The sequence below is a fragment of the Sorangium sp. So ce1014 genome (assembly GCF_051521505.1).
In the GTDB taxonomy this organism is placed as follows: Bacteria; Myxococcota_A; Polyangia; order Polyangiales; family Polyangiaceae; genus Sorangium.
In genome coordinates, this window is sequence record NZ_CP150356.1 from 3,913,472 (window position 1) to 3,938,228 (window position 24,757).

General features: G+C 68.4%; 18 protein-coding genes. 7 read left to right on the forward strand and 11 right to left on the reverse strand.

Features of this window, described 5'->3' with window-relative positions:
- The first annotated feature begins 66 nt into the window (after positions 1-66).
- Positions 67-963: a diguanylate cyclase gene (locus WME75_RS14950; RefSeq protein WP_437491064.1), complete on the forward strand. Its 897-nt coding sequence runs from the start codon at positions 67-69 to the stop codon at positions 961-963.
- A gap of 16 nt (positions 964-979) precedes the next feature.
- Here the strand turns inward: WME75_RS14950 and WME75_RS14955 are convergent, their stop codons facing one another.
- The 9 genes from WME75_RS14955 to WME75_RS14995 all read right to left on the reverse strand — a co-directional run bounded on the left by WME75_RS14955 (position 980) and on the right by WME75_RS14995 (position 12,500).
- The gene (locus WME75_RS14955; protein WP_437491067.1) at positions 980-2,191 is read right to left on the reverse strand and encodes a hypothetical protein; all 1,212 of its coding nucleotides are present in this window, start codon (positions 2,189-2,191) and stop codon (positions 980-982) included.
- Positions 2,192-2,241: 50 nt separating this feature from the next.
- A complete protein-coding gene (locus WME75_RS14960; RefSeq protein ID WP_437491070.1) occupies positions 2,242-2,496 on the reverse strand; it encodes a hypothetical protein in 255 nt (84 codons plus the stop codon).
- A 108-nt stretch (positions 2,497-2,604) separates the two neighbouring features.
- Positions 2,605-4,062: a cytochrome c3 family protein gene (locus WME75_RS14965; RefSeq protein WP_437491073.1), complete on the reverse strand. Its 1,458-nt coding sequence runs from the start codon at positions 4,060-4,062 to the stop codon at positions 2,605-2,607.
- Positions 4,063-4,073: 11 nt separating this feature from the next.
- Positions 4,074-5,804, reverse strand: coding sequence for a hypothetical protein (locus tag WME75_RS14970; RefSeq protein ID WP_437491076.1), 1,731 nt, complete (start codon positions 5,802-5,804; stop codon positions 4,074-4,076).
- A gap of 162 nt (positions 5,805-5,966) precedes the next feature.
- A complete protein-coding gene (locus WME75_RS14975; RefSeq protein ID WP_437491079.1) occupies positions 5,967-6,731 on the reverse strand; it encodes a HEAT repeat domain-containing protein in 765 nt (254 codons plus the stop codon).
- Positions 6,732-6,893: 162 nt separating this feature from the next.
- Positions 6,894-7,589, reverse strand: coding sequence for a hypothetical protein (locus WME75_RS14980; RefSeq protein WP_437491082.1), 696 nt, complete (start codon positions 7,587-7,589; stop codon positions 6,894-6,896).
- A gap of 244 nt (positions 7,590-7,833) precedes the next feature.
- Positions 7,834-8,529: an outer membrane beta-barrel domain-containing protein gene (locus WME75_RS14985; protein ID WP_437491085.1), complete on the reverse strand. Its 696-nt coding sequence runs from the start codon at positions 8,527-8,529 to the stop codon at positions 7,834-7,836.
- Between the two features lie 709 nt (positions 8,530-9,238).
- Complete coding sequence (ftsY, locus tag WME75_RS14990; RefSeq protein WP_437491088.1) at positions 9,239-10,582, reverse strand: signal recognition particle-docking protein FtsY; 1,344 nt, start codon at positions 10,580-10,582, stop codon at positions 9,239-9,241.
- A 142-nt stretch (positions 10,583-10,724) separates the two neighbouring features.
- Positions 10,725-12,500 (reverse strand): carboxypeptidase-like regulatory domain-containing protein, encoded by a 1,776-nt coding sequence (locus tag WME75_RS14995; protein WP_437491091.1) that lies wholly within the window; start codon positions 12,498-12,500, stop codon positions 10,725-10,727.
- A 509-nt stretch (positions 12,501-13,009) separates the two neighbouring features.
- Between WME75_RS14995 and WME75_RS15000 the strand changes: the two genes are divergently transcribed.
- Entirely contained in the window at positions 13,010-13,774 is a 765-nt protein-coding gene (locus tag WME75_RS15000) for a HEAT repeat domain-containing protein (protein WP_437491094.1), read from the forward strand.
- A gap of 76 nt (positions 13,775-13,850) precedes the next feature.
- Complete coding sequence (locus tag WME75_RS15005) at positions 13,851-14,720, forward strand: HAMP domain-containing protein (protein WP_437491097.1); 870 nt, start codon at positions 13,851-13,853, stop codon at positions 14,718-14,720.
- Between the two features lie 162 nt (positions 14,721-14,882).
- On the opposite strand, the gene WME75_RS15010 is transcribed toward WME75_RS15005, so the two are convergent.
- Together WME75_RS15010 and WME75_RS15015 are read right to left on the reverse strand one after the other, a co-directional pair.
- Positions 14,883-15,248, reverse strand: a complete 366-nt coding sequence (locus WME75_RS15010; protein ID WP_437491100.1) for a YraN family protein — start codon at positions 15,246-15,248, stop codon at positions 14,883-14,885.
- Positions 15,249-15,534: 286 nt separating this feature from the next.
- On the reverse strand, positions 15,535-16,371 hold the full coding sequence (locus WME75_RS15015) for a hypothetical protein (protein WP_437491102.1): 837 nt from the start codon (positions 16,369-16,371) through the stop codon (positions 15,535-15,537).
- A 653-nt stretch (positions 16,372-17,024) separates the two neighbouring features.
- On the opposite strand from WME75_RS15015, the gene WME75_RS15020 reads away from it, so the two are divergent.
- From WME75_RS15020 to WME75_RS15035, 4 genes are all read left to right on the forward strand, one after another.
- Positions 17,025-18,686 carry a tetratricopeptide repeat protein gene (locus WME75_RS15020; RefSeq protein WP_437491105.1) on the forward strand — a complete coding sequence of 554 codons (1,662 nt, stop codon included), beginning with the start codon at positions 17,025-17,027 and terminating at the stop codon, positions 18,684-18,686.
- A 91-nt stretch (positions 18,687-18,777) separates the two neighbouring features.
- The gene (locus WME75_RS15025) at positions 18,778-22,614 is read left to right on the forward strand and encodes a hypothetical protein (RefSeq protein ID WP_437491106.1); all 3,837 of its coding nucleotides are present in this window, start codon (positions 18,778-18,780) and stop codon (positions 22,612-22,614) included.
- A gap of 11 nt (positions 22,615-22,625) precedes the next feature.
- Positions 22,626-24,095, forward strand: coding sequence for a tetratricopeptide repeat protein (locus tag WME75_RS15030; RefSeq protein ID WP_437491109.1), 1,470 nt, complete (start codon positions 22,626-22,628; stop codon positions 24,093-24,095).
- A gap of 399 nt (positions 24,096-24,494) precedes the next feature.
- Positions 24,495-24,737 (forward strand): hypothetical protein, encoded by a 243-nt coding sequence (locus tag WME75_RS15035; RefSeq protein WP_437491112.1) that lies wholly within the window; start codon positions 24,495-24,497, stop codon positions 24,735-24,737.
- Positions 24,738-24,757: the final 20 nt, after the last annotated feature.

Below are 24,757 nucleotides of genomic sequence, written 5' to 3' on the forward strand. Positions count from 1 at the left end.
ACCATGTCCGACGCGCGACGTGCGTTGCCCCGGAACGCCGGCTCTGGTGTACTTGGGTCCTCCCGCGTGGCGAAGCAAGAGAACGATCACCGGCAGACGCTCGTCACCTGCACGTCCATCGCCCCGCCGGCGCTTCCGGTGGAGCCTGGCACCGCGTGCCTGGTCGTGATCTACGGCACGGAGCTCGGGCGCCGCATCGCGCTCGGCACCGGGGCGATCGAGTGCGGGCGCGCCATACAGACCGATATCCCGCTCGACGACGAGGCGGTCAGCCGCCGCCACGCGCGCGTCTCCTGGAACGGGATGGGCTACGTCGTCCGCGATCTCGGCTCGACCAACGGCACCTACGTGAATGACGTCTCGATCGACGAGCGCGTCCTCAAGGACGGCGATCAGGTCAAGATCGGCCGGACGATCTTCAAGTTCATCCAGGGGGGGAACGTCGAGCTCTCGTACCACGAAGAGATCTACCGCCTGATGACCTTCGACGGGCTGACGCAGGTCCACAACAAGCGCTCCTTCGAGGTCGCGCTCGAGCGGGAGGTGTCGCGCGCGTGCCGTTACCATCGCCACCTCGCGCTCATCATGTTCGACATCGATCACTTCAAGAGCATCAACGACACCCGGGGGCACCTCACGGGCGACGCCGTGCTCCGTCAGATGGCCGCGCTCGCCGCCGCGAACGTCCGCCGCGACGACGTCCTCGCGCGCGTCGGCGGCGAGGAGTTCGCGCTGCTCGTCCCGGAGCTCGCCGTCGACGGCGCGCGCGTCGTCGCCGAGAAGCTGCGCGCGCTCGTGGAGCGCACGCCGTTCCGCTTCGAGGACGGCGAGATCGCCGTCACCGCGAGCTTCGGGGTCGCCGGCATCACGCCGGACGCGCCCGTCTCGCCCATGGAGCTCTACCGCCGCGCCGACGAGCGGCTCTACCATGCGAAGAAGGGCGGACGGAATCGGGTGATGTGACGGCGCGCGGGCGCGGTCAGGGCGGGGGCGGGACGGAGCAATCGCGCGGCTCGGCGCCGTCGAGGATCCACGCGGACAGGATATCCATCCCGTCCACGTACACCGTGACGTTCGGGTCGTTCGCCATCTGGGGGTGGAACCAGAACCAGGGGTCTGACTGCGGGGGCGGCATGGGCATCCCCATCACGAACGCGGCGCGCAGCCGCTCCGTCTCCTCCCGGAGTTTTTCGGCCTGCTCGGCGGGCAAGGAGGGGTCGAGCGCGCTCTGCCCGACGATCATCTTGTAGAGGAGGTAGCTGTTCCCCGGGTTTCCCGGGTCGATGAGCGGCATGGCCCTGCCGAAGCGCTGCGGGGTCTCCTCCCCCACGTGCGCGCGCTCGCCCATCTGGGTCTGGTGCGCGGCGTGCCCGATCGCGGTCTGGTAGAGCGGGTCGGGCTTCGTGTACTTCAGAATCGCCTTCCCCGGCATCAGTTCCGACGTCTCCAGCTTCGCCACGCTCAGGTTCAGCCCAGCGGCGGCGTTCCCGTCGCTGTGGCATTGCACGCAGGAGTAGAGGAGGCTCGCTGCGCCCTTCACGCAGGCGTGGCACTCCGGATCCGCCGGGTCGTTCGCCGGCGTGTCCGGATTGTCCTGGCAATCTGCCGTCCTCCCGATGCACTCGAGGTCTCGCTGGCAGTAGAAGTCGCCGCTCGGCTGGCGCTCCGGCATCGCCTGAGGCGGGTTGGTCGCCGCGACGGTGAACTCGATGCGCACGTTGGCGTCCAGGGGCGCGCCGTCGAACGCGCGGATGCCTGCCGGGGCCGCCTCGTCCACAGGCCCGAGGACCGTGAGCGCATACCGGGTCCCCGGGAAGAGGCCCGACATGCCTTCGACCTGACGGAAGATGACCTCGCGCTGGACGGGGTTGTACGTCGGCGCCAGCGCGATCGGGTTCACGCAGTCCGCGAACGTCCGGACCTCCGTGGCCAGATCGCCCGAGACGCACAGGGACCCAGGCCCCACCGCGCCGCTCACCGAGCCGGGCAGCAGGAAGCGATCGAACTTGAGCACGAAGCTCGCGGTCGACAGCACCTCGGTGGCGCCGCTCGGATCGAGCGGGGTGCGGACGGGCTGGTAGTTCTGGTCGAGGCCGGTTGTGGCCCGCGCCTCGATCAGGTGGACAGGGGGGGCGTCGATCGGCTGGTAGGAGGCTTCCCCCACGTCGCAGCCGGCCGTCGCGAGGGCCATGTGGAGGAAGAAGGGGAGGGAAGCGATGCGCGCCGCGCGGGCCGGCCTGCTCAGCTTTCGGCGTAGAGCGAGAGCTGCTCGCGGACGATCTTCTCGTTCACCCCGCTCTGAATGTGCTCCTTGAGACAGTCGGCCAGCGTGATCAGCATGTCGTCGACCCCTTTCTCCTCGATGAGCTTCGACAAAAGTTGGCGAGCCTCCCGTCCGTCGTCTTCGCGGAGGAAGCCCCGCACTGTCTCCAGCGTGATTTCCCCCTGGAAATCGAGATAGAGGTTGTCGATCAGGTACTTGATCAGCTCCTTCACGCCCGTTCTCCTTGGCGTTCGCGGCGATCGTTAGGGAAGCCGCGCGCACCTCGCTATACCCGTCGCCGGAAGGCCAGGGCAAGGAATATACTGACCGATTTTGACTTTTCATTGGCAACGCTGGAGGAAGCTGTCGCTCGACTGATGGCACACAAGGCACGGGCGCGGGTTCCGGGAGAACGCGGTCTTGCACTTGCTCTCGAACCCGAGCGGATGCGGGTTCAGCCCTTGCCCGCCCGAGACCCCGCGGGTCGCGTGGCAGGTCGCGCAGTCCCGCTCGGTGTGGCAGGAAACGCACGCATTCAGGTTTCGCTCAGCTTCCCAGGCGTGGTGCTTCGCGCTGCGCGGCGCGGTTGTCCACTCCGCCGGCGGGGGATGGAAGCGGCGCCCTGAGGGCCGAGCGGCGCTCGGCGCGTCGCGCGCCACGCCCGTCCGGCGGTGGCAGTCAGCACAGAACGTCTGCTCCTGATGGCAGCTCACACAGCGCGGATTGTCCTGCCGGGCCGCCTGCGCGTGCATCGAGAGGAAGTCGTTCGGGTGAACGTCGCGCGGACGGACCTTCCCGTCATGGCAGTCGGTGCAGTAGTTCGTGGTGTGGCATGTCCCGCAGAAGGCGCTGTCGTTCGCGGCGACCTGCTTGTGCCGCTCGAGCCAGTCGGGGGTGTGTCCCGCGTTGTGCAGCCACCGGGGCGGCAGCAGATCGCCCGTGGCGAACTCGGTCATGAGCCGCCCGTCGGGGCGCGTCAGGTGGCAGACGTCGCAGTCGCTCTTCGCGTCGCCCTGGGCTGCGCCGCTCATGTTGTGGCACGAGAAACAGCCTGCCATGCGCGGCAGCTGCTCGCGGGTGGCGAGCTCGAGCCGGTCGACCCGGCCGTGGCACTGGCTGCACTTGATGTTCCGGCTCACGTGCTTCTGGTGCGGGAACCGGAGGTTCGCGTGCGGCAGCACGAGCGGCGCCACCTTTCCGCCGCTGCCCGCGTCGTCGCCGATGTGGCAGTAGACGCACTGTCCGTTCTCGTTCGTCCCCGCCTTCACCTGGGTGATGTCGGAGTGATCGACGTCGTGGCAGTTGTCGCAGGTCTGCGCCGGACTCGGCAGCAGCCGGTCGGTCACTGCGCCGCTCGTGTAGGCCCCCGCGTGGCACGACTTGCACGTCTGCTTGAGCCCCTTGACGTGCTTCTTGTGGTTGAAGCGGATCGTCAGCGTCTGCGGGGGGTAGATCTCGTCGCTCGGGATCGGGGTCGCGCTCGTCCCGGGCGGCATCCACGCCAGCGGCACCTCCGCGTCGTCGGGCATCGGGTGGAGGCCCGACCTGTACCCGCCCGGCGGCGGATGGGCGCCCTTCTCTCCCTCGGCGTCCTCCTCGGCGTCGCCCTCCTCGGCGTCCTCGGCCGCGTCCGCGCTGTCGTCGTCGGCCGTCGCCGGCGGCTTCGGCTGGGCGGCGGCCTCGGGACCCACGATCGCCAGCGCCAGCGCGCCCAGGCACGCGATGATGGCGACCCACCCCGGGACGAGCCTCGGGTCATCCCGCCGCGCGCCGCGCCGGCCGTCCTGTCTTGCGTCCATGCGATCCTCGCTCACGGCGCCACCCGCAGGTTCACGAGGCCGACGACGCGGAAGCGCTGGCCCACCAGCCGGTTCATGTCGTGCTCCCACTCGAGCTTGAAGTCTGCGAACTCACCCGGCCGGTACCCGGCCCCAAGGACGTACCCGAACGATGTCGCGTCCCGGTCCGGCCTGAGCGGATCCGCCCAGTTGTACAGCGACACCCGCGCTCCGAGCGCGTAGCGCTGCCCGCTCAGCCGCCTCTCCCCCGACAGATCGGCCCCTGTCCGGCGCCCGCGCTCCCCCGTCTGCAGCATCCCGCGGAGCTCGACCGACGTCGTGCGCGTGCGGTAGCGGCCCGCGAGGTTCGCGAGCACGTCGGTCGTGATCGTCGTGGCGCGGTTCTCTTCATCACGAGCGTAGTCCTCGAGGTCGCTGTCGCTCGACGGATCGAGCGCCGTCGTCCCGACGCAATCCGGCCCGAGCTGCGCTGCCCGGCACTGGCCGGCGCCGAACTCCTCCGGGTTCCCCTCGGCGATCCACATCCGCGTGCCGCCCGAGGCGGCGACATCGACCTCGCGGGTGATGTCGACCGCCGCCCGTCCGGTGATCGTGGTGATGGGATCGTGGGTGAACCAGTTCCAGATCGAGTCGGCGTCGAACGTGGGAACGAAGTAGTCGACGTCCGCGCCCAGCGTGACGCGGCTCCCCGCGTACACCTCCAGGCCGCCGAAGAACGAGCCGACGAGCTGGTTGTAGAGGTCGTAGGTCACCCCGCCCTTGAGCCCGCCGATCGCCGGCACGTTGACGTCGGCCGCGTACCCGAGCCGGTCCTGCGAGATGCGCGACCCGTCGGTCGTCTGGACGTTCCCGTCGCGATCCGGGAACTGCTGGGTGATCGAGGGCCCCATGTTGTAGACGCGCCGGTAGGTCAGCCGGCCGTGGACGAAGCTCGGACCCGCGCTCTCCAGCGCGACGCCGAACGCCGGGGCGATCTGGGCCTCCTGATACGACGGGTAGTCGGCCGCGCTCCCGGGCAGCGTCCGGTCGTCGCCGAAGCCCCGATGGTTGCCGCGCCAGATCCCCTGCTGCTCGAAGCGCGATGTGGAGAGCGGCAGGCCGCCGCGCTGCTCGAGCCCGCCGTACGCCTCGATCTGGACGTAGTAGGGCGTCGTCACGCGAAGGAGCGCGCCGTCGAACGACCACCAACCGAGCACGTCGCTCACGTACTGGCGGCCGACGCGGAAGCCGAGCCACCCGCTGGCGACGTTCCGGCCCTCGACGTACGCGTACATCAGATCGAGCGGCGCCTCGCGCAGCCCCGGGATGTAGCGCGAGCCGCCGGCGACGCTGTAGTCGGTCTCGCCGCCCTGCTGCGCGCCTTCGAGGTGGCCGTTCACCCCGAAGTCCGCGTCCAGCCGGAGCCGCACGGTCGCCGAGTAGTCGGCCTCGCCTGGGACCGAGTCGCCCTGGAGGTTGTAGACGGCGAGCCCCAGCGTCTGCAGGAGACGCCGTCGCTCGATGTTCGTGGCTCCCCAGGGGCTCGCCACCTCGTAGGCTTGAACGCCGGTGCTCGACTCGACCTCGAAGTCGGCAGCAGCTGCCCCGCGCGGGGCGAGCGCGAAGGGCAGCAGGCCGGCAGCGACCAGCGCGCGCGACAGCGAGGTGCGCTGTGCTCTCCGTCTGCGCGCTCCGGCGGAGCAGGGGCATGGCTCACGACGTCGTGACGGGAGCTCCGCCATCGACGAGCGGTGCTCAGTCACGAAATCTGCGCTCGCTTTCCGCTGGTGCGGGCCGGTCTACGCGGCCCGTGCTCTCAGCTGCCGCCGAGGCCTGAACAAGCATGGCGCGGAGTTTCGTCCACGCGCGGCAACGCTGTCAACCCGATCGCAGGACGAACAGCCTTGTCGCAAAAGCACGCCCGGTCAGCTGTATCCAGCGCCCTTCCGGAGCTTGCCGTCCGGTCCCACGCTGTAGCCGTTGGAGTCCTGGAGCGCCTGGTTCGCGCTGCTCCGCAGCTCTGCCGGCACTGTCCAGCCGTGGGTCAGCAGCCCCTCGGCCACCTTGTTCTTCACCCGGACCGACTCCTCGGCCGCGAGCATCTTCACCAGCGCAGGCACGCTCGCCTCGTCGCCCTGGGAAAAGATGGTCTGCACGGCGTGGAACCGGACCGTCTCGTTGACGTCGTCGAGGAACCGCTCCACCGCGACCCGCACGTTGTCGTCCTTGATCTCGCCCAGCGCGACGATGATCTGCTGCTTCGGCTCGACGTTGCGCGCATACTCCGTGTCGCACCGATCGAGCAGCCGGACGAGCTCGGTGCGGTAATTTGCGTCATCGAGCAGCGCCCGCAGGATCTTGAGCGGCCAGGTGAGGGTCTCGGCCTTGAGGCAGAACTCGACCACGGCCGGCACCGCGTCCTTGCCGGCGTCGACGATGCCCCGGAACGCCAGATCCTTCTCTTCCTGATCCGTGATCGAGGGGTCGATCGAGAACGTGAAGCGCCGGAGGAGCGCCGCCGCTGCGTCGGCGCTCTTCATCGCGGCGAGCGTCTGGATGGCGTCGAGGCGGTCGTAGGCCTGAGCGCGCTTGTCCGCGACGACCTTGGCCGGACCGGCCACCTTCTTGTTGTCGGAGGGGGCGCCGCCGGCCGGCGGATTGCTTTTGCGGAGAAAATCGAAAATACCCAACGCTGACCTCTGGTGGCTGTCCCGCCGCCGCGGTCCGAGCTGCCCGGCGATCACCGCCGGGCTCCACTGCCGAGGGCCGAGCCTGCTGCTCCCGGCACTGGAGGCTTCCCGTCCGAGCTGCCCCGGACGAGCCGGCTCGGTCACCCGAGCCGGCGAAGCCGTCTACTCCGTCGTCTTGATGGCGGTGGGGAATTGAACGCTCAGGCTCACGGTGACCATGCTGGTGAAGTGGAATTCGCGGTCCTTGTCGTCCACCTTGTTGTCCGGGAACGCCTCATCCGTGCCGGCCCCGTGGTTGTCGAAGCCCGAAGTATTCCACTCGAACGGCAGGGCGCGCCACTCCGCGCCGAAGCCGATGAAGTCCGACGGATAGAAGTTCAGGCCGAGGCCGAACGTCGGCGCGAAGGCCATGCGGCTCTCGAGCCCGAAGGTGTTCACGCAGTCCGTTGTGCACTGCTTGCGCTCCTTCACCCCGATCGCCGCGACCCCGGCGAAGAAGTTCACGTCGGTATCCACGAAGAGCTCGGCGAACAGCGCCAGCTTGCCGCGGAAGGGCACGACCGTGACCTGCGGCGCTGCGACCCACTGGATCTGGGCCAGCTGGTCCTCCGTGAGCTGGCCTCGTGTCAGGTTGACCCTGGTCAGCTGGCACGCCTTCGTGAACGGCCGGTCGGCGCAGCCGCGGCTGTCGATCGCGACGCGCTGGAGCTCGTCCGTCAGCCCGGCGTTGTACTGGAACCCGTACCCGCCCCAGGCTCCAATGCCGATCCAGTCGGTGAGATGGTAGGTGAGGCGCAGCCCCGGCATGATCGTTCGCCGGTACTCGTCCAGCAGCGTGAACGACGCGCCTGGAGCCACCTCAAACCGTCCCTCACGATGGAGCCGGAGCTTCCGCACGGCGGGTGCACCGGCCAGAGGGCCCGTCAGCTGAATCTCCTGCGCCTCCGCGGGCGCAGCCGTCATCAGAAGTGCACAGCCGGTAAGCCCTGCCACCACGGTGCAAAGGCTTTGGACGAATCGACGCATCATGCCTGTCCCCGTCTTTGGCTGAATCATCCCATGTCTCGCGCTCGGCGTCTGCGCGTCCCCACGTCCAAAGGCCTTACTTCGGCAGCCGGTATTCCCAGGAGAACGGCAGGAACACCGAGAACCCAACCTGGGCCTGCACGTTGTTGGTGAAGCTCTTCTCATCGGCCAGCCACGTGCTCTTGTCCTGGAGTCTGTCCTTATCGACGCTGGGGTTCTCGAGCTCGTCGAAGAAGATGTAGTCGCTGACCTCGGCCATGGCCGCGAACCAGCGGTTGAAGAAGATGCGGATGCCCCCGCCGACGTGGAAGGCGAGCTTCGGCTTCCAGTCGAAGGTGCGGTTGTCCGGATCGACGACGGCCATGGGCCGCGTCGAGATCGCGCCGACACCGCCCAGTACGAAGAAGTCGTAGTGGAAGATGAAGTCGCTGAACCCGGCGAACTTGCCGTACGCGGGGACGTACGTGAAGTTCGCGTTCGCGTTCCACTGGTACTCGGTGATCGGCTCACCGATACGCGCCGCCCTGCTCGTCTGGAAGTTGAAGTCCGACGGCGTGTTGAGGCCGGCGTACCAGTTACCGTTGACCCCGATCGCGAGGACGTTGGTGAGGTACCAGTTGACCGCGAGCCCCGGACCGTTGTGACCGACGAACTGGTCGTTCATCGTCAGCCCGAAGTACGGGTTCACCTCGAAGCGGTGATAGCGCAGCGCGTAGATCTGCTGCACTGCGTAGGTCTCTGGCCTGAGCACCTTCGCCGCTTCCTTGTCCAAGTCGATCGTGGGACACGCGGTCGGATCGATCTTACAGATGTCCCCAAGCCCCGCCTCCTCATCGCCTTCGGCCGGGACCGCGGGCCCCTCCGCCGGCTCCGTGCCCTCGGCAGGAGTCTCTGGCTCGTCGAGGTTAATTTCCTTGGGTTGCTCTTTTGGCTGAGCCGACGCCGTAAGCGGCACCGCGACCAACGCAGCCGCAACGAGAAGCCCCACGCGAGCCTGGTTCATCGCCATCCCTTCCGAAGTCCGTGCGATGTGAGCGATCGATCGCCCAGGTAGTACAGCTTCCTAACTACGCGAATTCATTAATTAATTCGGTCAACCGCCAAGCCCGACGGACTATATCACGGCGAAAATAAAAGGATCAACAACCAAATCCTTTTGCCATGGCGACCGTCGAGCCCCCAGACGGCGCGCGCCCGGGTGGACTCGCGCCGATCCGCAAATTCGCCGCACAATCACCGCGGACCCGGATCTGCCGGTGTGCTTGCTCTGGGGGTTCACGGTGGCGGTTCCTGACGGCTCAACTTGTGCGGGCGAGGCGGCCCGAGAGATCGGACCATCGCCCATTTCTTTGACCGATGTCGAGGGGAGTGATTGGGACGCGAGGTACAGATCGCTCGCCGTGGCGCCTGGTCTGGCCTGGCCTGGTCTGGCCTGGCCTGGCCGCGCGCGAGGCACAGCGCGCTGAGAGGCGCCGCGCTCGTCAGGCGGCCGCGTCTTCGGCGCCGCTCGCGCGGCCGAGCATCGCCTCGACGAACTCGTCGGGCTCGAACTCGCGGAGGTCCTCCGCGCGCTCGCCGATGCCGACGTAGCGGACGGGCAGCCCGTGCTCGGCGCAGATGCCGAGGATGACGCCGCCCTTCGCGGTGCCGTCGAGCTTCGTCAGCACGATGCCGGTGATGGGCAGCGCCTCCTTGAAGAGCGCGGCCTGCTGCATGGCGTTCTGTCCGTTCGTGGCGTCGAGCACCAGCAGCGTCTCGTGAGGCGCCCCCTCGAGCGCCTTGTTCATCGTGCGCGCGACCCGGGCCAGCTCCTCCATGAGGTTCGTCTTCGTGTGCAGCCTGCCCGCGGTGTCGGCGAGCACCACGTCGGCGCCCGTGTCCTTCGCCTTCTGGATCGCGTCGAAGATCACCGCGCCCGGGTTCGCCCCGTCCTTGCCGCGCACGACCTCGCAGCCGACGCGCTTGCCCCAGACGTTGAGCTGCTGCACTGCCGCCGCGCGGAACGTGTCGCCCGCGGCGAGCACCACCGTCCGGCCCTCGGCCTTGAGCTGCGTCGCGAGCTTGCCGATCGTGGTCGTCTTGCCCACGCCGTTCACGCCGACCACCATCACCACGGTGGGCTGCGTCTTCAGCGAGAGCCCGCCGCCGGCGCCGACGCGCAGGATCCGCTTCGCGTGCTCGCGCAGCGCGTCCCAGACCTTGTCGGTGTCGGCGAGCTCGTTCCGGCTGAGCGCCGAGCGGATCTCGTCGAGGAGGAGCTCTGACGTCTTCACGCCGACGTCCGAGGTGAGCAGCACCTCTTCGATCTGCTCGACGACGTTGGGATCGATCTCCTTCTTGCCGGCGAACAGCGCCTTGAGCCGGCCGAAGAACCCCTCGCTCTCCCGAACCTTCGTGAGGCCCTTGCGGAGCCCCTCGATGTCGCGCTTGCGCGCGCCCGGGGGCGTCGTCTCCCGCGCCGGCCTGGCGAGGGCCGGCTTGGCCGGCGCCTCGACGAGGGGCGCCTCCGCGATCGCGGACGCGGGCAGCGCCGCCTCGTCCGCGGGCGGCGGCACGGCGGGCACCTCGACAGGAAAGGGCGTCGCCGCGGGCGGCTCGTCCTGCGGCGCGGGCTCCTTCGCCTTCGCCGGAGGCTCTTCCTCCGCCGAAGGCTTCTTCTGGACACGCGGCTTGTCGGAGGGCTTGGCGGTGGGCTGCTTCGCCTTCTCCGGGAGCTTCTTCGGTTGGGGGGGCGCTTCGATCTCGGGCGGCGCCGCCTTCTTCGTGACGAAGTAGACGATCGCCGCCACCACGACGAGGCCGACGATAATTAGGGCGATTTCCACGTTGGCGTTCTCCGGCGAGGGAGCCGACTATATGGGACGTACCCCGTACGTCAACGTGCGCTCGCGCGGTCGCCCGATCCGGCCAGCGAAACGGCAGGTCGGCGCGGCGGCAGGGTCGCCGCCGCGCGCCCGAGCGCTCGGCTCACGGAGCGATCTGCGAGATGCCGGGCTTCGGCTCCGACGCGCCGAGGTCCTGCTCGATCCGCTCGTCGACGGCATCGGGCCCGAAGGCGGCGTGCTCGATCCGGGTCGCCCACACCTCGACCTCGTGCTGCTGGACCCTGCTCGCCACGCGGCGCACGTGCCCGGGCGTCGGCTCCGGCGGCCCCTCGAACGGCGCGCCCTGCCGCCGCGCCCAGCGGACGAGGCGATCGAGCACGGCGCGGCGACGCGTGACCAGCGCGATGCCCAGCTTGCTCGGCGGCGGGAGCGCCTGCTCGTAGCTGCTGTGCGTCGGCGCGCGCACCACGAGCTTCGCGTCGCTCCGGTACGGCGCCTCGATCGAGAACTCGCCGGCGTCGTCGGTCACGGCGCGCGCGACGACGCCGCTGTCGTCGAACGCGGGCACGACGATCGTGAGCTCGGCCTGCGCGATCGGCGTGCCGTCGTGCGCGTCGGCGACGGCGCCGCGCCAGCCGGTGGCGTCGTCGATCGGCCCCACGATCCGCACGCCCGCGCGGCCAGGCGGCGCGGCGGGCTTCTCGTCGCCCGCGCGCGCCTCCGCGCGCTTCGGAGCCCGCCGCCAGCCGCCGAGCACCCAGCCCGCGATCGCGAGGACGGCGGCGCCGAGCGCGAGCTGCCGCCACACCCCGGGGCCCGTGATGGGCACGTCGATCGCGAGCTCTGCGCCGGGGATCCACCACGGAGCGGCGGGCACATAGCGGAGTGACAGCGGCACGGTCCCCTCGCGCTCGGCGGTGAACGCGGCGATCACCCGCGCCTTGCCGGAGATCACCGCCGCGGTGCCCACGGGCTCGCCCGCGCGCAGCGCCTCGACGACGCCGCCCTCGACCGGGCCGCCGGACGAGCGCACCTCGACCTCGATCGGCACGCCGTCCTCCGCGCGCGCCGGCTCGACCGGGTGGGAGAGCGCGAGCGTGACCTGGGCGTACCGGACGACGCCCTGGCCGACGCTCGCCCTCGCGAGCGCGGCGGTCCCGTCGAAGCGCGCGCGCAGCACGCCCTGCCCGGCGCCGCCGAGGCCCTCGGTCGCGAGCTCGAAGCGCGCGCGCCCGTCGCCGCCGGTCGGCGCCTCCGCGAGCCTCGTGCCGCGCTCGTCCTCGAGCACGACGGGGAGCCGCTCGCGCTCGAACGTCGCGCCGCTCGCGGCGCCTCGCGCGCCGCTGCGATCGATCCGGAGCGCCACGGTGACGTTGACGGTCGGGCGATCCAGATCGATCGCGTCCACCGGCGGATCGAACCGGAGGATCACCGGCGCGAGCGGGGCCGCGTGCGTCTCGATCGGGATCTTCGCCTCCGCCGGCTCGTAGAGCTTCCCTCCCGGGAAGCGGACGCGCAGCGTCGCGTTCGCGAGCGGCGCGCGCCCGCGGAGGCAGAACCCGCCCCGCTCGTCGGTCGAGATCGCATACCCCCCGTGCGAGGCGCGGTGCTCGCGGCCGCGCGCCGCGCCGTCGGCCGCGCACCCCTCCGCCGTCGGCAGGTCCACGGGCGCTCCGCCGCCCGTGACGGCGTCGATGGCGAGCGGCGCCTCCGCGACCGGGCTCCGCGCGTCGTCGATGACGCTGCCGCGCACGACGAACCCGTCGGGCTCGGTCCACGCGACCGCGTCGATCTGCGCGCTCCCCCGGACATGGATGCGGAGCGGCGCACCTTGCGTCTGCGCGTGCGCCGGGAGCGCCGCGACGAGCGCGGTCGCCGCGAGGAGCGCGCCCTGCATGCATCGTCTCAAGCCACGCATCTCCCGAGCGCCTCCGGCGAGCTCCTCGTCATGGTCGCGCATTATTCGTCACGCGGGCAGCGCCCGGGCAAGGGGAAGCCGAGCCGCGGCAGCGCTGTGCTCGAGCCCGCCCGGGCGCGTGCGGGCGAGACGAGGCGGCGCGGGCGAGCGCGGACGTGAGCGGACGTGAGCGGACATGCACGTGACACGTCGGCCGAGCGTCGGGGAAGCATCGCGTAGGACAGGTAGACGGGTAGATAAGTGGATGATGATGTCGTGTTCGCCCTGGAGCCCAACATGTTTCACGTCTTGAAGCCCCGCGAGGAGGCCGCGTCAAACCGTCCAGTTCGGTGGCAACGAGGAGCGAGCGAATGCAAGGCAAAAGTGCGAGCGTGTGCGCACCAAATTTCGAGTGCAGGCCCGCCGATCCGATCGCCACGGCCGCGATGCGCTCGTGTATCGTCGGACGTGGAATGCGTCGGCCCTTTCCTGCGCTCGTGTTGCTGGTTTTTACGCTTGTACTCTCGCTGATGCCCACGAGGAGCTACGCGGATCAGCGTACGAGCTACCTCGCCGAGCAGCTCAAGAGCAACGACGACTACCGTGTCCGGACGCAGGCGGCGCTCGCGCTCGGTGCGTCGGCGGACGACGCCGCCACGAAGCCGCTCTGCGACGCTCTCACGGACGCCAACACGTCCGTCAGGGTCGCGGCGGCCGCGGCGCTCGGCAGGCTCGGCAAGCCCGCGGGGCTCGCGTGCCTGCAGCGGGCCGAGGGCCGGGAGCAGAGCGCGGCCGTCAAGTCGCAGATGCAGAAGTCGATCGCGACGCTGTCCTCGGGCGGCGGGGGCGGTCCGGGGGCGCCGCCTCCGCCGGGCGCCGACACGAAGTACTACGTGGCCATCGAGATCACGAACAAGAGCGGCCGCCCCGAGTCCGAGATCGAGCCGCTCGTGCGCGCCGCGATTCAGTCGAAGATCCTCGGGAAGGCCGGCTACGCGGTCGCCCCCAAGGGCGAGACGCTCGCCCAGGGCAAGAAGATTCTGAGCGGCAAGAAGATGAGGGGCTTCTACCTCCTCGCCACGGTCGAGCCCGCGATGTACCAGGGCGGCAACCTCACGCAGGTGGTGCGCGTCAGCATGTGGACCTATCCGGCCAAGGCGCTCCAGGGCGAGTTCGCGCCCAAGCTCACGCAGAGCGGCACCCCGAAGAAAGACGTCCAGAGCGAGAACATCCTGATGAAGATGTGCGTCGAGAGCGCGGTCGACACCTTCCACAAGATCGTCGCCTCGCTGTGACGCACCATCGCTGCTCGATATTGGCTTTCCCCGTGCCTCACGACCCTTGTCATCTCCAGCCAGCTTCGAGGATCCCATGAGCGACGCTTCCAGCACGGCCCCGCAGACCTCCGCGCCGGAGGTCAGAGCGCGCTACCAGCGGAGCGCGCGGAACTACCTGCTCGATCAGAAATTCCAGCTGAAATACACGGGGTTCCTCGTGGGGATCAGCCTCGCGCTCTCCGTGGCGCTCGGGATGCTCCTCTGGAACGCCAGCTCGAAGATCATCGAGCAGAGCCGCGGCGCCGTGCAGCAGGGGCAGGAGACGGTCCGTCAGGGTCAGGAGACCGTCAAGCGCGGCCAGGAGGTCCTTGTCCAGAGCCGTCGCGTCAGCGAGGTCGTCGCGATGAACATCGCGAAGGAGTACAGGGACGACCCCGAGCTCTCGAAGACGTTCGGCGAGGCGGCGCAGCGCGACGAGATCAAGCTCAAGGACGAGCAGGCGCGGCTCGAGCGCGACGCGGCGACGCTGCAGCAGCACGCCGAGGCGCTCGAGCGGCAGGCCGCCGACGTCGCGGACAACCAGCAGATGTTGCTCGGCCTCATCGTCGCGCTGCTGTCGTTGCTCGTCCTCGGCGTCGGCGTCGCCGGCATCGTCTTCACGCACAAGATCGCCGGCCCGATCTTCAAGATGAAGCGGCTGCTCCGTCAGGTCGGCGAGGGCAAGCTCATCGTGCGCGAGCGGTTGCGGAAGGGCGACGAGCTCCAGCACTTCTTCGAGGCGTTCGAGAAGATGGTCGAGGATCTGCGGACACGTCAGCAGGCCAAGATCGAGAAGATGGACGCCATCCTCGCGAAGCTCGAGGCCGACGCGCGCGCGCAGAAGGTCTCCACCGAGATCGACCCCGACGGTCTCGCGCAGCTGAAGCGCCTCCGCGCCGAGATGCAGGAGCAGATCGAGGCGTGACCGCGACCGCGCGCCGCTCCAGCGGCTGCGCACCCCCTCGAGCATTCCCTGCAGCAGCTCGAAATCAACCCAGAATCAACCCGAATATCCAAACCTGAGCTAGCCGGGCGACAGCGTGGCCGCGTCGTCTTCTCCCCGACCGCGGCGTCGCCGCGCTCCGCGCTAGAAGGCAGCTTTGATGTGCTCGATCGCTGCCTCTCCGTTCGGGAGGAACGTCACCGACGCGGCGTCGAAGCGCATCCGCTCCACGCCGCGCACGCGCGAGAAGCGGGTGCGCCAGAGCTGCTCTCCGGCGCGTCGCACGCGGGCGCGCTTGCCCGCGTCGATGCTGTCGAGGGCGCGAACGTACGAGCCGGCGCCGCGCGTCCGCACCTCGACGATCGCGATGACCGGGCCGTCCCGCGCGATCACGTCGATCTCCAGGCGGCCGACCCGCGCGTTGCGCGCGACGATCTCCATTCCCTGCGCCGCGAGGTAGGCGACCACGGCGTCTTCCGCGCGCACCCCGAGCGCTCTCCGCGCGTCCATCGGCGGAGCGGTATCGGGCGTGAGCGCCGCGCGCCTCGGCGACGCCTCGCCACGGGCGCCGCGCCGCGCGGAGCCCCCGGCGCGCGCGTCTCCACCGCTGCCGGCGTCGCCCGTCGCATGGGCCGACGGCGCTCCGGCGCGCGCTGCGCGTTCCGGGCGCGCCGTGCGCCCGGGCCGCAGGCCGTCGTGTGAACCTGAATCGTCGCTGGAGGGAAGGGAGCCGCCGGCCTGATCGACCGGCGCACGTCGAGGGCTGCGCGAGGCGCCGCGGCCCGTCACTCGATGCCTAGAAGCCTTCGCACTGGTCCGAGTTGACGCGGCCGGGCACGTCGCCGCAGGCCTGCTCGCCCTCGAACTGCGAGCCCTGCTTGATGCAGTACTTGCCGGTGATGTTCGGGTCGCCGAGCCCGACGTTCGGGCGGATCTCGGAGCAGGTGAAGCCCTGCGGGCACTCGCAGAAGTTGAAGTTCGGGTCTTCCGCCTCTCCGTCGGCCACGCCGCACCTGCAGGAGCAGTACACCGCCTGCTCCGCGTTCCGTTGCGAGTTGCCGGCGCACTGGCCGCAGACGGGCGACGCGACGGGATCGTCGGTCCCCGGCACGCAGCAGGGCTTGCCCGCGTTCTCCCCCGCAGACTTTGTCGGGTCCTGGCACTCCTTGAAGCTGCCGTCGGCGTTCTCGGCGCGGCACACGTACGCTTTGCACATGCCGTCGGCCGTGTCGCAGCTCCAGCCCTCGCCGTAGCAGTCGGCGTCGCCCTGGCACCGGCAGTCTTGATTCCCAGCGCAGTTCGGCGGCTCGACCGCCCCGGACAGGTCGCACGCATCGCGGTTCCCCCCGCAGGACGCGGCGTTGTTCGGGTCGCAGGGCTCTGGCGCCTCCTGGCCCATCGGGCAGCTCACGCGCCCCTGGAAGTGGTTCACCAGGCAGATCCGCGTCTGGCATTGGAAGGACCGCGATTCGATGTTCTCTTCCGTCACCTTGAAGCCCGCGAACTGCGGATCGTACTCGTCTTCGGGCAGGCACGGGTCGCCCACGCCGCCGCTTTCACACGCGGAGGGCAGGCTCGCCATAGCGACGACGCTGAGCAGGCCGAGCAGGCCGGACAGAATGGAACGGGTCATCAGAACGTGCTCCTTCGGCGGCGATGCGCGCCATCGCCTCGGCTGAGGCGCGCGGACGGGAGGCAAGAAAACGCTCAAGTCGAGGTGCTCAGAGGCACAACGTCAGCGGTTGGACCCTAGACGAAGCGCGCCTTGAGCGTCAACAGCCGGATGGGGCGCGCCCCGACGAGGTCGGGGGCCGTGCCCGGCGCACAGCGTTCGACCCAGCGCCCGCCCGTCCCTTGGCAGCCGGCGGCCACGCCTCCGCCGCGCGGCGCCGCCGTGGCGCTCGGGTGAAGGAAGCGGCCGCGCCTACTTAAGGAAGCGGTCGCGCTTCCGTTCGAACATTCCACCCTCAACTCCTACGCAGTGCGCAACCCCAAGGTCGACGCGGCGCCCGGTGTCTGAGGCCGGGAATGTAGAGCAGGCCCACAGCTGGCATCGCTTGACAATCCGCGTGCCGCAATCCTACCATCCCCCGCCACACGCAAGTATCCGTTGATTCTCATTGAACTTTTTGGTTCTCGACCGAGCTGCCTCGGGGGTCTACGGCGCGCGCTTCCGGTGTGTGGAGCCGCGAACGGGGCGAAGGGGCCACGATTTTACGTCGCCGAAAGCGAGGAACGACGATGCGGAACCGGGTGGCGAGTATCTGCCTTGTAGCTTCTGCCCTCTTGCTATCCCCCGTCGTGGGGCATGCGCAGGCCGGCAAGGGTAAGCCCGTCGCGGCTGAAAAGGCGGACGCCAAGGGCGGCACGAAGCCCAACAAAGAGATCAACCTCGACGACGATGCGGGCCCCGTGACCGCGGGCCAGATGACGGAGGAGGCGGCGCAGGCGAAGCGGCTGTTCGACGGCGAACGGTGGAGCGACGCCGCGCGGCAGCTGAAGCGCGTCGTCGACGGCGACACCGGCGACGACGCGGGCAACCGGCAGATTGCGCAGTACCACCTCGCGATCGCGCTGTACCGGCTGCAGTTCTACCAGGCGAGCTATGCGATCTTCTCGCAGGTCGCCGACAAGCCGAGCCACATCAAGTTCAACGAGACGCTGCTCTGGCTGTCCAAGCTCGCGACGCAGCTCCCCGAGCCGGCGGACATCATCGAGCGCGTCGGCAAGTACAAGACCGAGCAGATCGCGCGCTTCAACAACCCCCAGCAGCGCGACCTCTACTGGCAGCTCAACTACCTGCTCGGCCGCTACAAGTACCGGAACCGGAACTACGAGGAGGCCATCGCCCTCTTCGCCAAGGTCGACCCCAACAGCAAGTACTACGTCCAGGCCCAGTTCTTCAGCGGCATCTCGTACGTGCAGCTGCGCAAGTCGGTGCCGGCGGTCAAGTCGTTCCAGCGCATCGTCCAGGCGATCGACGAGGGCGTCGAGGGCCTCGAGGACGAGGCGCGCATGCGCGACCTCGCGTTCCTGTCGATGGCGCGGACCTACTACTCGGCCTCTGTCCGCCTGGACGACAACAACGTCCCGACGATCGACGCCGCGAAGCTCTCGGCCGCCGTCAAGTACTGGAACCGCGTCGACGTCGCGAGCGAGTACTGGCTGGACAGCCTCTTCGAGGGGTCCTGGGCGTACTTCATGGCCGGGCTGTACCCGCAGGCGCTCGGCAACATCCACACGATCGAGGCGCCCTACTTCCCGAACTCGTTCTATCCCGAGGCCGAGATCCTGAAGGCGGTCGTCTCGTTCACGATCTGCCAGTACGGCGACGCGATCACGATCGTCGCCAAGATGAAGAAGAAGTACGAGCCGATCAAGAAGGAGCTCGAGGCGATCCTGAACCGGTTCCAGGGGGAGGGGAACGAGGAGCGCTTCTTCCAGTTCCTGAAGGACGTGAGCGCCGGCAAGGCGAACCTGTCGCCGACGGTCCGTCCGATCGTCGAGAACGCGCTCTCGGATCGCCAGCTGCGCCGCAACATGGAGTACGTGCGCGTGCTCGACGAGGAGGCGGATCGGTTCAAGAAGGCGCCCGCCAACTTCCGCAACTCTCCGGTGGGCAGCGAGGTGACCGACGCCCTCGACTTCGCGAGGAGCCTCGCGGTCCGGAACGCCGGCACGCTCGGCCGGGAGCGCTACCAGCGCAACCTCGACGAGCTCAACGAGCACCTCCGCGACTCGTCGAAGATCCTCATCGACATCACCGCGGCCGAGAGGAACAAGCTCGACCAGCAGGTCGTCAGCGGCCAGCTGTCGAAGGAGGACGCGCTCACGTACGGCGTCGTCAAGCCCGACGATGAGCACGTGCTGTGGCCGTTCGACGGCGAGTACTGGCGCGACGAGCTGGGCTTCTACCGGCAGGTCGTGACCTCGAAGTGCAGCAAGTGAGAGATTTCTTAAGGGTTCGCCTCGCGGCACGAGACCGCGGGGCAAACAGCGCTTCCTCACGGGGGTCCGTGGCGGAGGGACGGAGATGGAGATGAAGCAGTCGAAGTTCGATGTACTGCATGCGCTCCGCGCAGCGGCGGGCACGCTGGCCGTGGCGGCGTGCGCCGTCACGACGAGCCCCGCGTCGGCGGCCGACGCATGCATCACGCAGCCGGCGAAGGATGCGATCGCCGCCTGTCCGGGCGGCAAGCTCCAGGTGTCGGCGGGCAAGAAGCCGCAGGTCAGCTTCAAATCGGCCCCTACGGGCATTCAACTGAAGAAGCGCGACGACCTGACGAAGCCGGCCAACCCGACCGCTTCGCAGGCCTCGGCGCAGCGCGACGAGCGGCGGAACCGCCTCGCCCCCAAGGTGAGGAGCCTGCTGATCACCGAGATCCAGGGCCTCGAGGGCCTGTACCGCTCGACGCCGAAGAACGCGCCGGATCGACCGAAGCTGATGCGGCGGCTCGCCGAGGGCTACGTCGAGCTGGAGTCGGCGGCGTTCCGCGACAAGACCGAGGGACAGATCAAGGCGGACGAGGCCAAGCGGAAGAACCCGAAGGCGGTCGCCGGGATCCGGGCCGAGGTCAGCAAGGCCGACAAGATCCTCGCCGCCGCGCGGAAGAGCGCGATCAAGTACTACACGCAGCTCAAGACGCAGTACCCGAAGTACTGCCAGAGCACCAACGCGTCCGACCCCGCGAAGAGCACGGGCTGCACGGACGAGGTCCTCTACTACCTCGCCTACGAGTACGAGCAGGCGCAGCAGCTCGAGGACGCGCGCAAGGTCTACTTCGAGCTCATCAAGAACTGGCCCAACTCGAAGTACATCCCGAACGCGTACCTCGCGTTCGGCGAGCTCTTCTTCAACGAGGCGCAGGGCGACCCGTCCAAGTGGGACCTCGCCGAGCAGTCGTACGTCAAGGTCACCCAGTACCCGGCGCCCGAGAACAAGGTCTGGGGCTACGCCCACTACAAGCTCGGGTACGTCTACTGGAACAAGGGCGACTTCGCCCGCGCCATCAGCGAGTTCAAGAAGACGATCGAGTACGGGCAGCAGTTCCAGCAGATGCCGAACGCGGCGCAGCTCGCGATCTCGGCGCGGCGCGACATCATCCCCGTCTACGCGCTGGCGGGCGACCCGCGGAAGTCCCATGACTTCCTCCGGCCGCTCAGCGGCGACTCGAGCGGCAGCTCCGAGAAGACGTTCAAGATGATGGACGACCTCGGGCAGAACTACCTCGACACCGGTCATTACAAGGAGGGCATCGAGCTCTACACCGACCTGATGACCCGCGATCGGGGCCCGAAGTACTGCGTCTACCAGGGGCACATCGCCGAGGCGACGCTCGCCATGAAGTCTGGCAACAAGGACCAGATCGTGGACGTGCTCGGGCGCCAGCTCGACGTTCACAACAAGTTCCAGGGCGACGGGCACCCTGCGGACGCCAAGCTGAAGTGCTCCAACATCACCGCCGGCCTGATGACCGAGACGGCGATGGCCTGGCACCTCGAGGCGGTTGGCTCGGGCGGCGTGCGCGGCACCAGCGACAAGAAGACGATGCAGCTGGCGGCGCAGCTCTACGACAAGGTCGTCAACAACTTCAAGCAGGAGCAGTTCGCCAAGTTCGAGTTCCCCCGCATCCTGAAGGAGGACTGGCCGAACATCTTCAAGATCAAGTACGCGATGGCCGACCTTCTGTACTTCCAGAAGGACTGGGCCAAGTGCGGCCCCGCCTTCGACTCGGTCGTGGCGGAGGATCCGAACGGCCCGCAGGCACCCGAGGCCGCGTACGCGTCGGTGCTCTGTTACCAGAACATCTACACCGAGACCCACAAGGACGGCTCCCACTTGAAGGGGGCCGGCAACCTCCCCGATCCGAGCACGGGCAAGAAGGGCGAGAAGGACAAGAAGGCGGACAAGGCGAAGTTCCAGCCGAAGGACTTCACCGACAGCCAGAAGGGCATGATCACCGCCTTCAACCGCTACGTCTGCTACATCAAGCCCGCCGCGAACGACAAGGATGCGCAGGAGCAGTACGTCGAGGTGAAGTACGCGCGCGGCCGCACGTACTTCGAGGCGCAGCACTGGGAGGAGGCCGCGCTCGCGTTCCGCGACGTGGCGCTGAACCACGCCGACAAGGAAGTCGGCATCTACGCGTCCCAGCTCTACCTCGAGTCGCTCAACGTCCTCGGCGCGAACATGGACCCGCCGCGTCCGTCTTGTTACGACGACATGGCCGCGGACGTGCCCAAGTTCATCGACCTCTACTGCAAGGGCGGCAAGGAGAAGGAGAACGCCGAGCAGTGCGGCATCCTGATCCGCATCCAGCGCGACATCGAGCGCCTGCGTGCCCAGAAGCTCGTCGAGGCGGCGGACGCGGCCGGCGGCGTCGAGGCCCTCAAGAACTACGAGAAGGCCGCCGTCGCCTACATGGACATGTGGAAGAAGTACGGCGAGGCCGCGTGCGAGGCGAAGCAGCCCGCGTGCGACAAGAGCGAGGAGGTCCTCTACAACGCCGCGAAGGCGTTCCAGGCCGCTCGCCTCATCGCCAAGTCGATCTCGGCGCGCAAGATCCTGCTCGATCCGAGGTACAACCTCCACAACACCGAGCTGGCGAAGACGTCGATCTACGAGATCGGCGGCAACTACCAGGCGATCGCGGTCTATGACGAGGCGGCGAACTGGTACGAGCGCTACGCCCGCGAGAACCCGAAGGGGGAGAAGGCCGCGGAGGCGCTCCAGGACGCGGTCGTGTTGCGGCTCGGACTCGGCCAGGAAGACCAGGCGATCAAGGACGCCGACCTCTTCAACAAGAACTACGGCAGGGCAAAGCCGGCGCAGACCGCGCAGATCGCGTTCGCGATCGGCGCGCACTACATCGATCGCGAGGACTGGGACCAGGCGCGCAGGCGGCTGTCGACGGCGATGCCGCAGATCGACCGCAACGCGACGTTCGACGTCCAGGTGCAGGCGCACGCGATGTACGCGCGCGTCCTGCTACAGACGAAGAGCGTGACGCCGGCGAACGGCGAGTACAACAAGGTCCGCGGCTACTGGAAGGACCCCGCGGCCGCGCTGAAGAAGCTCGACGCGATCGGCGGCGAGGAGCCGGAGCAGCTGCGCCGGCTCGGCAAGGTGCTGACCGCGGTGGGCGAGGCCTACTTCCACTTCGCGGAGCAGAAGCGGAAGGACGTCGATAAGATCAAGTTCCCCGAGTACAAGGGCGCCGGGAACCGCGAGGACGTCCTCAAGCACATCAACACAAAGGTCGCCGACTGGGTGAAGAAGAAGCGCCCGGCGATCGAGGCGGCCGACGCGGAGTACCAGAAGATCCTCAAGCTGGAGCCGACGCCCCCGCCGAGGTGGGTCATCGCCGCCGGTGCGCGCGTCGGTCAGATGTGGGGCAAGTTCGTCGCCGAGTTCCGGGCCGCTCCCATTCCGAAGGAGTGGAAGGGGCACGGCGTGGTGCCGGGCACCGACGTCTCGTACGACGAGATCCGAGGCGAGTACTACTCGCGCCTGGACGAGGCGAGCGAGCCGCAGAAGCAGATGGCGAAGGGCGCGTTCAAGACCTGCCTCGACCTGTCGGTGAAGTACCAGTACTTCGACGATTACTCGCGCACCTGCGAGGTGTGGCTCTCGAAGAACTACGGCGCCGAGTACCACCTCATCGACGAATTCCGCGGCTCTCCGTCGCGGGTCAACTCCGGCTTGAGCGATCGTCCGGCGCCGCTGAACCTCGACGGGACCCCGTTCCGAGATGCGCTGGCCGTCACCGACAAGCCGGCGGCGACCAAGGAAGAGGGTGAGGACAAGAAGGCAGCGCCCGGTGGCTCGAAGGAAGGCTCGGCGCTCGATCGGGCCACGACCCGACCCAGGAAGTGATGGAGCGAAATATGAGAAGCATCACCTCATTGGCAGCGGTTGCGGTGCTCCTTCTGGCCGCGACGGGTTGTGGCGGCGGGAGCGTCAGCGGGACGAATCGCGCGGCGAAGGATCCGACGACGGGCAAGGAGCTCACCGACAGCAAGGGCAACGCCGTGACGGTCGCGGCGGCCAACAAGTTCAAGAACGCCATGGACACCATGGTCCAGCACGACAAGGCTGGGGACTGGAGCGAGGCGACTTGCAGCTCGACGGCCCAGCTGTTCCTGGACGCGGCGGACGAGCAAGGGGACGCGACGTTCGCCGAGGCCATCTACAACGCGGGGCTCGCGTACCAGCGTTGCAAGAAGGACTCGGAGGCGAAGAAGCACTTCCAGCAGGCGCTCCAGAAGAACCCGAAGTTCCACCCGGCGCGCGTCCAGGTGGCGCTCTACAACCTGGCGGAGTCGGGCGAGAGGAACATCGACGCGGCGATCAGCGAGATGCGCCAGGCCGCCGTCGTCGATGCGCAGTACAAGAACGTCGAGGCGCTCGTGCACCTCGCGCTCCTGTACATGAAGCGCGGCAACCAGGTCGCCGACAGCGACGGCCCCAACGACTTCCAGCGCGCGAAGCGGTACATCCAGAGCGCGCTGGCCGTCGACGACGCCTTCATGCCCGCGTTCAACCAGCTCGCCATCTACTACCTGGAGACGGCGAAGCAGAAGGCGGGCCGGCGGTCGGGCAAGGGGGTCGCGACAAACGTCAGCAAGCAGAAGAAGGTCGACACGCAGGCGCTGGAGCTCGCCGCGCTGGTCTGCTCTCAGGCCATCCGCAAGAACCCGAACTACGCGCCGATCCACAACACCGCGGGCATGATCCAGGTCGAGCTCGCGAACCTGAACGGCGCCGTGCAGGAGTTCAACCTCGCGAGGAAGCTCGACCCGACCTTCTACGAAGCGCAGATGAACTACGCGGCGGTGAACCTCCAGTTCCGCGGGTTCCAGCAGGCAGAGGAGGCTTACCGTGCGGCCCTGAGGATGCGTCCGAACGACTACGACGCACACCTGGGGCTCGCGCTCGCCTTGCGCGGTCAGATCGACGACTCGAACTTCGACAAGCTGGTGGCGGCCGCCAGCGCCGAGCTTGACTCCGCCAAGAAGCTCGCCCCCGAGCGCCCCGAGACCTACTACAACGAGGCGATCCTGACCCAGGAGTACAAGGCGAAGTCGGGCGGCAAGTCCGCCGAGGGCGCCCTCCAGTCGGCGAAGGGGCTGTTCGGCCAGTTCATCCAGAAGGCGGGCTCCAATGCCGAGTTCGTCGACGCGGTGAAGCGCTCGAAGGAGCGCATGGAAGAGATCGACCAGATCATCGCCTTCAACAAGCAGACCGAGGCCGAGCGCAAGGCGGCCGAGGCTGACATGAAGACGAAGGAAGCCGAGCAGGAGGCCGCTGCCGGGAACGAGGGCGAAGGGGGAGAAGGGGCGACTCCGGCGCCCTAGGCCGAAGGAGCCTTGTCCCAGGCGCCGTCTGACGCACGTCGCGAGCGGCCCGAGGCCCAGGGAGAGCAAGCCAGGGATACTGGAGTATTCCGGGCGAGCTTAACCGACGTCCCGGGCCGTGCAGCGGTGCGTCAGACAGTGCTCCGAACCCCCCTCTCTCGCTGCACGTCACACGCTGCACGTAAGGAGAGGGGGGTTCGTCGTTTCTTCGAGACGCTCTGGGAACCTTGGGTTGATTCGGCTGTCGAGGCGAGTGTGGGTCATGCTCTCCGGCGCCTCGATGGCATGCGAAGCTGGTTGACCGGCCGCCGCGTCCGGCGGTACAATGGCACTGTAACCGCGTCGAAACATTGTGAGGAGGCTGGAATGAGAGGGTTGACCCGATTGGGTGCGGGAGTCGTGGCTGCCGTTCTTACGAGCGTGGTCGCCTCATCGGCGTTCGCGCAGGCTGCTCCGGGCGGCGCCGGCGGTGGGAAGGGTGAGGGCTACGGGTACGAGTTCTCCGACGATCCGCTGAACGCCGGTGGGTTCGGCCCCAACGACGCCACCATCCGCGTGCGGCCCGGCCCCGTCCGGACGACGCTGATCCGGCCCCGCACCTCGTTCGTTCCGGAGATGCTCAAGTCGGTCGAGAACCTCTGATGTGCCGGGCAGGTTGACGC